This is a genomic window from Acinetobacter celticus (assembly GCF_001707755.1).
Taxonomy (GTDB): domain Bacteria; phylum Pseudomonadota; class Gammaproteobacteria; order Pseudomonadales; family Moraxellaceae; genus Acinetobacter; species Acinetobacter celticus.
Genome location: NZ_MBDL01000008.1, coordinates 471,619 through 484,583, shown reverse-complemented (window position 1 = coordinate 484,583; position 12,965 = coordinate 471,619). Strand labels below are relative to the sequence as shown.

At 40.2% G+C, this 12,965-nt stretch carries 11 protein-coding genes and 4 tRNA genes; 12 read left to right on the top strand and 3 right to left on the bottom strand.

What is annotated here, in order from left to right; all coding sequences use genetic code 11:
* Positions 1 to 261: 261 nt before the first annotated feature.
* The 6 genes from pilG to BBP83_RS06435 all read left to right on the top strand — a co-directional run bounded on the left by pilG (position 262) and on the right by BBP83_RS06435 (position 8,692).
* Positions 262 to 645 carry a twitching motility response regulator PilG gene (gene pilG / locus BBP83_RS06460; protein ID WP_068886644.1) on the top strand — a complete coding sequence of 128 codons (384 nt, stop codon included), beginning with the start codon at positions 262 to 264 and terminating at the stop codon, positions 643 to 645.
* Positions 646 to 670: 25 nt separating this feature from the next.
* Positions 671 to 1,039 (top strand): response regulator, encoded by a 369-nt coding sequence (locus BBP83_RS06455; RefSeq protein WP_068886642.1) that lies wholly within the window; start codon positions 671 to 673, stop codon positions 1,037 to 1,039.
* A gap of 6 nt (positions 1,040 to 1,045) precedes the next feature.
* Positions 1,046 to 1,582 (top strand): chemotaxis protein CheW, encoded by a 537-nt coding sequence (locus tag BBP83_RS06450; RefSeq protein ID WP_068886640.1) that lies wholly within the window; start codon positions 1,046 to 1,048, stop codon positions 1,580 to 1,582.
* Between the two features lie 43 nt (positions 1,583 to 1,625).
* A complete protein-coding gene (locus BBP83_RS06445) occupies positions 1,626 to 3,698 on the top strand; it encodes a methyl-accepting chemotaxis protein (RefSeq protein ID WP_068886638.1) in 2,073 nt (690 codons plus the stop codon).
* A gap of 167 nt (positions 3,699 to 3,865) precedes the next feature.
* Positions 3,866 to 8,248 (top strand): Hpt domain-containing protein, encoded by a 4,383-nt coding sequence (locus tag BBP83_RS06440; protein ID WP_068886636.1) that lies wholly within the window; start codon positions 3,866 to 3,868, stop codon positions 8,246 to 8,248.
* 3 nt (positions 8,249 to 8,251) lie between these two features.
* Positions 8,252 to 8,692, top strand: coding sequence for a hypothetical protein (locus BBP83_RS06435; RefSeq protein ID WP_068886634.1), 441 nt, complete (start codon positions 8,252 to 8,254; stop codon positions 8,690 to 8,692).
* Between the two features lie 61 nt (positions 8,693 to 8,753).
* Here the strand turns inward: BBP83_RS06435 and dapE are convergent, their stop codons facing one another.
* The 3 genes from dapE to BBP83_RS06420 form a co-directional block, all read right to left on the bottom strand.
* Entirely contained in the window at positions 8,754 to 9,887 is a 1,134-nt protein-coding gene (dapE, locus tag BBP83_RS06430) for a succinyl-diaminopimelate desuccinylase (protein WP_068886632.1), read from the bottom strand.
* Positions 9,888 to 10,019: 132 nt separating this feature from the next.
* The gene (locus tag BBP83_RS06425; protein ID WP_068886631.1) at positions 10,020 to 10,169 is read right to left on the bottom strand and encodes an entericidin A/B family lipoprotein; all 150 of its coding nucleotides are present in this window, start codon (positions 10,167 to 10,169) and stop codon (positions 10,020 to 10,022) included.
* A 134-nt stretch (positions 10,170 to 10,303) separates the two neighbouring features.
* Positions 10,304 to 11,170: a DUF1853 family protein gene (locus tag BBP83_RS06420; protein ID WP_068886629.1), complete on the bottom strand. Its 867-nt coding sequence runs from the start codon at positions 11,168 to 11,170 to the stop codon at positions 10,304 to 10,306.
* Between the two features lie 86 nt (positions 11,171 to 11,256).
* On the opposite strand from BBP83_RS06420, the gene BBP83_RS06415 reads away from it, so the two are divergent.
* The 6 genes from BBP83_RS06415 (at position 11,257) to BBP83_RS06390 (ending at position 12,960) form a co-directional block, all read left to right on the top strand.
* Positions 11,257 to 11,664: a YbaN family protein gene (locus BBP83_RS06415; RefSeq protein ID WP_068886627.1), complete on the top strand. Its 408-nt coding sequence runs from the start codon at positions 11,257 to 11,259 to the stop codon at positions 11,662 to 11,664.
* Complete coding sequence (elsL, locus tag BBP83_RS06410; RefSeq protein WP_068886624.1) at positions 11,661 to 12,152, top strand: cell wall-recycling L,D-carboxypeptidase ElsL; 492 nt, start codon at positions 11,661 to 11,663, stop codon at positions 12,150 to 12,152. Before BBP83_RS06415 ends, elsL begins: the two co-directional genes overlap by 4 nt.
* Positions 12,153 to 12,557: 405 nt before the next feature.
* Positions 12,558 to 12,633, top strand: a tRNA-Val gene (locus tag BBP83_RS06405).
* Between the two features lie 29 nt (positions 12,634 to 12,662).
* Positions 12,663 to 12,739 (top strand) — tRNA-Asp (locus BBP83_RS06400).
* A gap of 48 nt (positions 12,740 to 12,787) precedes the next feature.
* A tRNA-Asp gene (locus BBP83_RS06395) sits at positions 12,788 to 12,864 on the top strand.
* 20 nt (positions 12,865 to 12,884) lie between these two features.
* Positions 12,885 to 12,960 (top strand) — tRNA-Val (locus tag BBP83_RS06390).
* Positions 12,961 to 12,965: the final 5 nt, after the last annotated feature.

Sequence of the window (12,965 nt, the reverse complement as noted above, 5' to 3'; positions counted from 1 at the left end):
GTTGACTAAATTACTTATTTTAAAGTAATAAAAATGCTATATTAGACCCAAAATGCAGAATTAAAAACTACTCTAAGCTAAAAAAAAATCATTGGTCGCCAGAAAGTGTGAAACGGTTACTGAAAAATGAGAATATTGTGTTTTTGAACGGAAAATGCGCATTGAAAATACACGTTAATATATGTTAAAAATGTTGATAATATGTAAAAACACAGCTACTAACAAATTTGTTTGTACATCCAAAAATAGTAGGGTCATTAAATGGACGATAAATTCCAAAATTTAAAAGTTATGGTGATTGATGATTCAAAAACCATTCGTCGTACAGCAGAAACACTGCTTCAACGTGAAGGTTGTGAAGTCGTTACAGCTGTAGACGGTTTTGACGCTTTATCTAAAATTGCAGAAGCGAATCCAGATATTGTATTTGTGGACATTATGATGCCTCGTCTAGATGGTTATCAGACTTGTGCATTGATTAAAAACTCTCAAAACTATCAAAATATTCCTGTCGTTATGCTTTCTAGTAAAGATGGTTTGTTTGATCAAGCAAAAGGACGAGTTGTTGGCTCGGACGAATATTTAACCAAACCATTCAGTAAAGATGAATTGCTGAATGCTATCCGTAATCACGTAACTAATTAATTTAGAAAAATTATTGGGGAATAACATGGCACGTATTTTGATCGTGGATGATTCGCCGACTGAAACCTTTCGTTTCAAAGAGATTTTAGGGAAGCATGGCTTTGAGGTGATTGAAGCTTCAAATGGTGCTGATGGGGTAACAATGGCACAGGCAGAGCTTCCAGATCTTGTTTTGATGGATGTGGTTATGCCGGGTGTAAATGGATTTCAAGCAACTCGTCAGATTGCTCGAGGTGCAACAACCAAGCACATTCCAATTGTTATTGTTAGTACAAAAGATCAGGCAACGGATCGTGTGTGGGGGAAACGTCAAGGCGCGTGTGATTACTTGACTAAACCTGTAGACGAAGACCAACTAATTGAAGTGATTAAGCAACACCTCAATGCAGGATAAAGCTCTATGGCAGCAAATGGATTTATCGAATTACTTCGAATAGCAAAACGTGGAAACAAAAATTATGTTTCCACAGAAAATGAAGTAAACCGATGGTCAGGCATTGCTTTTGAGATGATGGGGCAATATTTTGTTGCCCCTTTAGGTGAAGTATCTGAAGTGATTTATCCGCCTAAATGTACCCCAGTGCCGAATACGCAATCTTGGGTGCAGGGCTTGGCGAATATTCGAGGCCGTTTATTGTCTGTGTCTGATTTAGCGCATTACATTACAGGGCATAGAAGCAGTTACTCACCCACACAGAAAGTTTTGTGCATCAGTCATAATGACCATTATGTCGGTTTAGTTGTAGATCAAGTTTTAGGGATACAGCATTTTAATAAGAAAAGTTACTTTTCTGCAGGTACTGAGTTAGATAGCAATTTAAAAGAATATTGCCAGGGGTTTTTCCACCAGCATAATCAACAATGGCATGTCTTCCTATTTAGTAGCCTAATGCAAAATCCTAAATATATGAACGCATCTATAAAATTTATAAATTAAATATCGCACCTAAGCATGAAAGCGAACATCGGGGAGAAGCTGCATGGGCTTTAAACTTAAAAAGAAAAATACAGGCGAAAGCACGGGCCACAAAGGTGGTAATGCTTTATTAGCTAAGATTCAATCACAAACAGAACAGTTATCGCGTGTATTTGGTGATAGTGAAAAGTCCAAGCCATTAATTTTGGGTGCAGGCTTCTGTCTACTTGTCGCAATTTTCCTGTTACTTTATTTATTCTATAGCGTTCCGCGTAATAATGAGTTAACGCGAAGCTTAGGTGAATTACGCTTATTGTCACAAACAATTTCGCGTCAAGCAACAGAAGCAACCGCTTCAGGTACACCAGAGTCAATTAAGAAACTAATTGCATCTCAAAAATCTTTTGAAGAAAACTTAGAAACTGTTAAAGATACGCATGCATCCACTCAAGCGTTGAAATCAGTTGAAACGCAATGGAAGAAGGTTTCAGACAGTATTAATTTGATTTCTTCTCAACAAAAAATCATTAATACCTTATATGACACCAACATTGCTATTGGTGAATCTATTCCAGGTATTCAGGCTGAATATAACTTGATGGTTGACCAGATGGCGCGTCAAGATATGCCGTCGAATCAGGTTGTAATTGCAAAGAACCAAGTGTTCATTGCAGAGCGTATTTTACGTTCAATCAGTTCTGTATTGACGGGAAGCGAGAGCTCACGTGAATCTGCTGATGACTTTAGTGCAGATACAGAAACATTCGGTTCTTACTTAAATGCACAGTTAAATGGTAGTGCAGAGTTGGGTGTAGAGCGAATTACTGACCCAGCATTACGTGAGTCATTAGAGGGGATTAAAGCTGAATATGATGATGTATTGAAATCAGCAGCAGCGACGATTCTTAAAAACTCGACTCAAATTGTTAACGTACGTCAAGCATCTGCTTCCATTTTTGCACAATCAGATGAATTATTGACGAACTTAAATAAACTTTCGGGTGGTTCAAGTTTAGCGATTGCAATTCCTGCATTGTTCTTGTTGCTGTGTTTAGTTGGCTTCTTGATTTGCGTATTCCGTTTACTTACATTACGTGGTCATTCTGATAAACAACGTGTAACACGCTTACAAGAAGAATATGACCGTAACCAGAATGCGATTTTACGTTTACTCGATGAAATTGCAGACTTAGCTGACGGTGACTTACGTTCATATGCAACGGTATCTGAAGACTTTACTGGTGCAATTGCCGACTCGATTAACTTCGCGATTGACCAATTACGTGACCTTGTATCACGTATTACGGAAACGTCAGAGGAAGTAGCGCAATATACAGCGAATACACAGGGGATTACCAACCAGTTAGCTGAAGCATCTGAGCATCAGGCACAGGAAATTGCAGGTGCATCTGCCGCAATTAACGAAATGGCTATGTCGATTGACCAAGTATCTGCCAACGCCGATGAATCCGCTGTAGTAGCAGAACGTTCAGTACAAATTGCTGCCAATGGTGCACAAGTTGTAAACCGTTCAATTGAAGGTATGGATACGATTCGTGAGCAGATTCAAGAAACTTCTAAGCGTATTAAGCGTCTGGGTGAATCTTCGCAAGAAATTGGTAACATCGTTGCTCTAATTAATGATATTGCCGACCAAACGAACATCTTGGCATTAAACGCAGCCATTCAGGCATCGATGGCAGGTGAAGCAGGTCGTGGCTTTGCGGTAGTAGCCGACGAAGTACAGCGTCTTGCAGAACGTTCAGCATCGGCAACGAAACAGATTGAAGGCTTGGTAAAAACCATTCAAACGGATACCAATGAAGCTGTAATTTCAATGGAACAAACGACATCTGAGGTTGTACGTGGTGCAAACTTATCTAAAGATGCGGGTGTGGCACTGGATGAAATTCAGAACGTATCGGGTAACTTGGCAAAACTGATTGCAAACATTTCTGATGCTGCAAAACTTCAGTCTGCATCAGCAGGTCATATTGCAACCACGATGAACGTTGTACAAGAGATTACCTCTCAGACAACTACTGCAACCTTTGATACTGCGCGTTCGGTATCTGAATTGGCAAATATGGCCGAATCATTACGCGAATCTGTATCTGACTTTAAACTTCCTGATTAAAGTCAACGTATTGTGATTCATGCGCCTTACTTAAGGGTAAGACGCATGACAGAACATAGATAAAGCATCATCAAGATGAACTTAGCAGACTAAAGCTAAGTCTCTGGTGATGGTTACAATTAAGTTTAAGCATCCTGCTTGGTGGCAAAACGTAAGAAGCCTTAGCTATGAAAGAAATATTAAAAAATTTAGTAGAAACGACTACGCTTCCAGAAGATAGCTATCTTGATCAAGATGCAGAAATTTTAGAAATTTTTGTTGAAGAAATAGAAGAAATCTTTGCTGAATTAAATTCTTTATTTACTGATTGGCTACAAGAGCCGAATAATCAAGACATGCTGACTACGATTCGCCGTCACTTCCATACCTTAAAAGGTTCTGGTCGTATGGTGGGGGCAAAATCTGCTGGCGAAATAGCATGGGCTGTGGAAGATACTTTAAATCGTATTATTTCTGGGTCTCTTCAGGCTACACCTGTAATTCAAAAGTTTGCCAAAACAGTACTCAATGTCTATCAATATAAGTTATATCCACGTTTTAAAGTGGTGAGTGAACTAGATGTTGATTTACGTCCTTTGATTTTATTGGGTCAACAATTACAACAGGGTCTTAGCCCTGAACCTGCTCTAGAAGAATTATTAAATCTTGCAGATACACTGAACTCACCAGAAGGGCAGACAGGTTTAGAATTACACGACACAATCGATGCTACGAACGCTCAAGTGCTAGCCGATGATAATTATATTGAAGAAACGGTAGCAATCTTTATTGAAGAAGCAGAAGAGCATCTTTACACGATTGATCAGTTCTTAAAAACCGAAGATGGCAAGTCACAAGATTATAATGGTTTAATCCGTGCATTGCATACATTGCGCGGTAGCTCATCAATGGCACAGATTGAGCAAATTTTTGAAGCCAGTACCAAAGTTGAAAACTTATTTAAGACTTTGCTACAAGAAGATATTGGCTCTACCTCGAAAGAAACTGCCGTATTAATTCAATATGCAGAATTTGTCAGAGACTATCTGCACCTTTTAAGAGAAAGTCCAGAGCATTCAACAGGTACCATTTACGATACCTTTAATACTGCATGGCATGATTATGGTTTTGCTACAGCAAAAATAGATGACGATGTTAATCCGCAAGGTCTTGTTTCTAAGCTAATTGAGTTAAATATTGATCAATTGCTGGATGCTGAGTTTGAGTTTGATAGCCGAGCAAAAGCTGAATTTCCAGAATATCTACAATTGTTGAGCACTCAAGCTCAACAATTGATAGAGCATAGTAATAACCGTGCTTCGGCAGGTATTCATGAATTTGCGACAGAGCTGAAGCAGAGTTACGATGTTCTTGTGGAAAAACCACAATTACTCAATCTTGAATATGCCTATGAATTATTTGCGCAGGCGCACCAAGAAATTATTCATTTGTTTGATACTTTAGCGGCAGGCCAGCGAGTCGTATTAAGTGTCGAAACACAACAGCTCTTGAGTGAACTTTCTGCCTTTATTCATCAGGATATCGAGCAAGCGGTTGAGCAATCGAATACTGCACAAACTATTTCTGCTGAAGCTGAGCCAGTTGTTGCAACAACTAGTGTGGATTTTGCACAGTTAAGTCAGCGTATTTCTTCAGACCGCGCACAACAACAATCGGCTGAAATTAATAATGAATTTGACGAAGATCTACTGGCTATTTTCCTTGAAGAAGCAGATGAGCTTCTAGCAGGTATTGATGAAGATCTGAGTACATGGACAAAAGATCAAAGTAACATTAGTGCTTTAAATAATTTGATGCGTTATTTGCATACCTTAAAAGGTGGCGCAAATATGATTTCAGCATCGCATATTGGCCTGATTGCACACGAACTTGAATTTGTTTATGAACGTATTATTCGTAATCAAATCAGTATTAATCCTGCATTGATTCAAATTATTCGTTTGATTCAGGATGATGTTGCTGATCGTATTCAGATTATTCGTGATCAACAGATTGACTATCCTGCTTATGAAGCAATTGCAATTATTCAATCCATTCAGGATATTGCTGCAGGTCAAGCTACTACTTTGGTGGCAACACCTGTCGTAAAAACGTTGGCGAGTGTTGATGCTCCCACGCATGAAGTACCACTTGAATCTGATTGTTCAGTTGAGCCATCAGCAGTGCCTGATGAAACTCCAGTTTCTGCATCGCCAGATTTATCTGAGGATGATGCACTTCGGGCGGTGGTGGAAGAAACCTTCCTTGAGGAAGCTGAGGAAGTGTTGGAAAATGCTGAAAAGCTTTTAAGCCAATGGTTCGAGCAACGTAGTGACCGTAGTATTTTGCTTCAACTACAACGTGCAGCCCACAGTATTAAAGGTGGCGCGCGCATGGTGGACAATGAGCCAGTTGCTGCCATTGCCTATCAAATTGAAACGACTTTTGAGCAATTTGCAGTTTATCATTTTAACTCAAATGCTTACGATCATTTGCTACAAACCACATTAAGCTGGTTAAAGCAGGCGATCTTTGAGAAAGATTATAGTCATTTTGATAGTATTAAGCACAGTCTAGAGTCGATTCAGTTTGTTGACGTGACTGCGCAATTGCCAAATAGTTTTACTCAGTCAAATCAGAAATCAATTACACGTGGCTTTGAGTTTATTCAAGGAGATGGTGTAGAACCACCATCTATGCAAGGTGAATGGACGGATACGCTCAAGAACGATAATAGCAATGAGATGATTCGTATTTCAGCTGATTTAGTCGAGAAGATGATCGACTTATCGGGTGAGAACTCCATTAACCGTTCGCGTATTGAAATGGATTTGGGGCAACTGGGCAATACATTGAATGAAATGGAATTGGCCATTAAACGTTTGGCCGATCAGCTTCGCCGAATGGATGGTGAGCTTGAGTCCCAAATTATTGCCAAGCACGGTTCAGAAAAATCACGTTATGCCGATTTTGACCCCTTGGAAATGGACCAATATTCGTCTTTAAACCAATTGTCTAAATCACTTGCAGAATCAGCCTCGGATTTGGTCGATTTTAAGAGCACGCTCTCTGAAAAAATACGTGATACCGAAGGTTTGCTCCTTCAACAATCACGTATTCAAGCAGAAATTCAAGAGAGTTTGATGCGCACGCGACTGGTACCGTTCTCTCGCATGTTGCCTCGTTTACAACGTATTGTGCGTCAAACGTCTTCGACCTTGAATCGTCCAGCAGAATTGATTGTTCAAAATACTGAAGGCGAATTAGACCGTACTATTCTGGAACGTTTGGTTACGCCATTCGAGCACATGTTACGTAATGCGATTGACCATGGCTTGGAAGATACAGCAGAGCGTTTAGCACTGAATAAACCTGAATCGGGCAGTATTATTTTAAATATTAGCCGCCAAGGTACAGATGTTTTAGTTTCCTTTAGTGACGACGGTAAAGGGATTGATGTTGCTAAAATTAAAGCAAAAGCACTCAGTCTCGGTTTAATTAAAGCCGATCAACTTCTAGATCAACAAGAAATTTTACAGTTAATCTTCCATCCTGGTTTTAGTACGGCCACAGAAGTAACTCAAATTTCTGGTCGTGGTGTTGGATTGGATGTTGTACAAAGTGGAATTAAAGCGCTTGGCGGTCATGTTTCTGTTGATTCTGAGTTGGGTCAAGGGACAACCTTTACGATTCGTGTACCAACAACAGTATCGGTAAGTGATGCATTGATGGTTAAAGCGGGCGATCAACAATTTGCAGTTTCTTTAGCACAAATTGACCGTATTGTTCGTATTGCACCATCGACTTTGGAAGATTATTTTGCCAGTAAAGCCGATATCTTCAGAATTGATAACACCAGCTATAAGTTACGTTATTTATCTGAATTTGTGTCTAATCAACCTATTCCACGTCTAACCAATGTTGCACACTCATTGCCAGTCTTATTGATTAAAGGCAACGGTGGTCAAACTATTGCCTTATTGGTCGATCAATTGGTCGGCTCGCGCTCGCAAATTGTTGTGAAACCAATTGGTCAGCAATTCTCAAATGTGGGTGTCATTGCGGGTGCTACGATTTTAGGTGATGGTCAAGTGTGTTTGATTTTGGATGGACAAAGTATTGCCCGTCAAATTCAAACTACGCAACGTGTTAAACGTAGTACAGATCAGCGAGATCTTTCGCGTCATGGTCATGCACGCCGTCTGGTGATGATTGTGGATGACTCGGTAACCGTACGTAAAGTTACGTCGCGTCTTCTAGAGCGCCAAGGTTACGATATTGTCACGGCGAAAGATGGTGTTGATGCGATGGAGCAGCTAGAAAATGTCCGCCCAGACCTGATGTTGCTGGATATTGAAATGCCACGTATGGATGGTTTCGAAGTAACCAACCTTGTTCGACATCACGACATCCATCATGATTTACCAATTATTATGATTACGTCACGTACTGGTGAGAAGCATCGTGAGCGTGCATTTAGCTTAGGTGCGACAGACTATATGGGTAAACCGTTCCAAGAAGCTGAATTGCTTGCCAATATTGAAAATTTACTTGCAGAGAAGCAGGGGTAATCGATGAGTACTTTATCCAATGAGATTAGCCAACAGGAATTACAGCATTTAATTACGGTTTCTACTGGATTTATTGATGCTTATATTATCGATTGTCATGGTAAAGAGGCGATGCTACTTCCGCAAAATATTGTTTTATCTGCGTTAGATAGTGAAACACAGGTTCCTAGTGTGCAGTGGCATGAATTAAATTTACCAGTTTATGCCGTAAATGAGCCTTCGCGTCAAAGAGGTGTGGCCTTGGTACTTGAGGGCGATGATGTCAGTCAACGTTTCGCACTGATGTGTAATGAAATGCCGAAATCAATTCGTTTGCGTATTTCGGAAATTGTGGATGAGGAGCATGCGCTCACTGATCCTGCTGTTTTCCAATATGTCCGCATGAATGATCAGGTTTATCATGTGCCTAATTTGGCTTATATTCAGTCCACGATGGGCTTATAATTTTTAAAAAAAATAAAAAAGGAACTGAAAGAAGTTCCTTTTTTTTATTGATGCAATTTACTTAGGCGAGTAAGCCTTCTAAAATTTGTTCATAAATTTCAGCTAATGGTTCTAAGTCGGCAACATTTACATGTTCGTCAATTTGATGAATACTGGCATTTAAAACGCCCAATTCAAGCACCTGAGCACCTGTTGGGGCAATAAAGCGACCATCGGATGTGCCACCACTGGTAGAAAGTTCAGTTTCAATACCCGTCACATTACGAATGGCATTTTGTGCAGCAGTAACCAATTCGCCAACAGGGGTTAAAAATGGCAGGCCAGATAAAGTCCATTCAATTTCATATTGCACTTGATGGCGGTCTAAAATTTCCAAAGTGCGCGCTTTTAATTCATCGGCAGTCACTTCAGTTGAATAGCGGAAGTTGAAGAGGGTAGTCATGGTACCTGGAACCACATTGGTGGCACCTGTACCTGAGTTAATGTTTGAAATTTGGAAGGATGTTGCAGGGAAGTATTCATTACCATTGTCCCAAACAGTTTCACACAGTTCAGCCAGGGCTTTAGACGCAGTATGAATAGGGTTTACGGCAAGATGTGGGTAGGCAACATGGCCTTGTTTACCTTTAACAGTCAACTTCGCATTTAACGAGCCACGACGACCATTTTTAACAATATCACCCAATTGATTGGTACTTGACGGTTCGCCGACTAAACACCAAGTCATTTTTTCATTGCGCGCTTCTAGGGCTTCAACGACTTTCACTGTGCCATTAATAGAAGGGCCTTCTTCATCTGAGGTAATTAAAAATGCGATTGAACCTTGATGATTTGGATGCTTTGCAATAAAGCGCTCAGAGGCAATCACCATGGCTGCCAACGCGGTTTTCATATCAGCACTACCACGCCCGTATAGTTTTCCATCACGAATTTCGGGCTGGAACGGGTCTGAACCCCATGCATCTAAACTACCTGTTGGAACTACATCGGTATGGCCAGCAAAACATAAAACTGGAGATTCAGTACCTTTACGAGCCCATAAGTTATCGACGTCTTCAAAACGCATGTGTTCAATATTGAAGCCAATCTTTGCCAATCGGTCTGCCATAATAGTTTGGCAGGTATGATCAATTGGCGTTACAGAAGGCTGACGTAAAAGCTCTAGGCTGAGATCGAGTGTCGCTGAAGAAGTCATGCTGAATCTAAAAGTCTAAAATGTCGCAATATAATAGGCGAATCAGCAAAATAAGGGAAAATTTAAACATAAAAAAACCCTATTTAAATAGGGTTCTTCTAAATCAAGCGATGAAAGTGAGTTACGATAAAATTAATTGCGACGAATTTCATCAGATGTTTTTTCGGCAGTACCCGTGACAGCTTGGCCAGCCTTAGATACGTCTTTACCCACACCTTTTATAGTATTACAACCGGTTAAAGCAAAAGTAACGAGTAGTGCAGTAGCTAGAATTTTTTTCATCATCATCTCCATTTATTTTGAATAATTAAATTATTCTGATGTGAGATTAAGATTAAAAAATACACAGCTTGAACTGTGTTTAATTTTTAGGTGGTTAGGTAAGCAAGTGTAATTGAAATATTTTTCCATTTGGTTTAGAAAAATGGAAAAGTTAATAGACTGGCTTGGCGGAACATATAATATCGCTCATCATTGCCCTGTTTATATAAGCCATCTGTCCACCAAGTTGCATCTTCACTGCTTGAAAATTCCTGTGGACAGATCCACTCATGGCGCTGTAGGCGATAATAATGTTCTGAACCAGATGGAATACATTGGCCCCAATGTCCAATTCTACGTGCGGGGTTCACCCAGTCAGGAAGGGGGGAGCGCAATGAAAATTCAGGTAAATAGAGTTGTCCTTTTAATATGCAAAAACGGTGTTGAATGTTTTGACCAAGCGCATCTTCGAATTGGAATTGTTTTTGTGTGAAATGATTCAATTTACGGCTTAACGTATCGCTACGGTTTAGCCCATACCAATAAGGCAATGAAAAATCACCTTCTGCCAAATAGTATTTTAATGCAACTTCCCAATGTTCTATTTCTGCCGTTACTGTATTGCGTAAAACAAAGTCCAGTTCACCGACCGTTTTCCGACCATCAATTTTTTGGATGCTGTGTCCCAGTAATTCATAGGGATGATATGCATGATCTAAAAGCCAAAACCAGATAAACATTTCAAAACGCAGTCCAAGACGGGTGCTTTTTAATTTCTGTAAAAAACTCAAAAGTGCTTCTGGGTGCTGGTCTAAATATTGTAGGCGAGGCCAGTAGGTTTTGATGTGATCTTCCCAAATCTTATTGTCGTGAAACTGAAAAGAAAAATGCAGGTTTAAGTCGGCAGGAATATTTTGCAGAATATTGGGACTGCCGATACAAAAAGCCAGTTGTCGCACTTGAGGTTGTTTCAATGCCAGCCAAGGCTCATTAAGTTCAGTATTTAAAAATTTAAGATGCATAGTGGGCCTGAGGAAAGTGCAGAATAACAACGGATAAAATGCAAAAACACTTTATACTACTTTAATTCAGTAAGAAGGGTTGTGGTATGAGAACGTTGTTTTGGCGCAGCCTAGTGGTGATTTTTGTCATACTGGGCTTTATTGGTGCTTTGTTACCAGGGATGCCAACAACTGTTTTTTTGATCTTAGCCGCTTGGGCTGCCTCTAAAGGTTGGCCTCAAATGGATGCATGGTTACTGAATCATCCTAAGTATGGCGCAACCTTACGCGGGTGGCGTGAAAATGGCACGGTTCCCCGTAAAGCCAAATGGTTTGCTAGTATCATGATGTTCATCAGTGGAATTATCATGTTATTTACCACAGCACCTTTGGCTGTAAAAATTTTCACCAATGCAACGATGCTGATTGTCTGTATTTGGCTGTGGATGCGCCCTGAATCTAGTGACAGCTCAGGCACAGAACATCAACAACATTCGTCAGAGGAGCAACGATGACGCAATATATGCCTGATCAAGCGGATATCACCATTGATTTAAAGCATCAAACGCTGAGTTTAAATAAACACAATAAATGGTATGTGATCTCAAGTGGTAAAAATGGCATTGGCGAAGCTGAAAATAGTGGCAAAACCCCACGAGGTTGGCACACGGTCGCAGAGAAGTTTGGTCATAATTTACCGTTAAATACTGTTTTTATTGCACGCCAGCCTACGGGTGAAATCTATAGTGCAGCGTTTGCGATGCTACATCCTGAGCGAGATTGGATTTTATCGCGGATTTTATGGCTCAGTGGGTTAGAAGCCGGATTTAATCAAGGCGAGGGTTGCGATACCTATACGCGCTATATTTATATTCATGGCACGCCAGATTCAGAACCAATGGGTCTACCCATGTCGCATGGTTGCATTCGTATGCGAAATGCCGATATTGCAGAAATGTTTGAACTCATTCCTGAACATGCTTTGGTCTATATTGCAGAATAAGTCGATACGCAAAGTTGTTTCTACAATCATTCAGATTTGAGTGATAAAACTAGAATGAGAAAGTGACTGGTATTGAAAGCTTGTTATGATTAAGATGTAATGAGTGCCTTACATTTAAATGAAGTGAATGAAAAGATTTATAATTTTTCATCAATCTGAGCTTAAAATGAATAATCGTTCAATTAAAAGTCTAAAAGTAATTTATTGAATGTTTGAAATAAGTTGCTGTAAATCAAAAAAAGCACTTATATATTTAAGAATTAAATAAAAATGTCGTTTTTTATAGCAGATCACCTATTTTTTAATCACTTAGATGCGAAAAATGGAAAACTCGCAGAAAAGCGTTTGACACTTAGTGTGGATTCTCTATAATGCACCTCATCAAACGATGAAGACGTTTAGAAAGGGCGCTTAGCTCAGTTGGTAGAGCGTCTGCCTTACAAGCAGAATGTCGGCGGTTCGATCCCGTCAGCGCCCACCAAGCTTTTTCAACGTTAAGATGTTAAAAGTGCAGCGGTAGTTCAGTTGGTTAGAATATCGGCCTGTCACGCCGAGGGTCGCGGGTTCGAGTCCCGTCCGCTGCGCCACTTTAAAATCTTAATATTCGTTTGCCGCAATAGCGATATTGTGTAAATGCAGCGGTAGTTCAGTTGGTTAGAATATCGGCCTGTCACGCCGAGGGTCGCGGGTTCGAGTCCCGTCCGCTGCGCCATTTACATCGTAACCTTTTGAGGGCGCTTAGCTCAGTTGGTAGAGCGTCTGCCTTACAAGCAGAATGTCGGCGGTTCGATCCCGTCAGCGCCCACCATATTT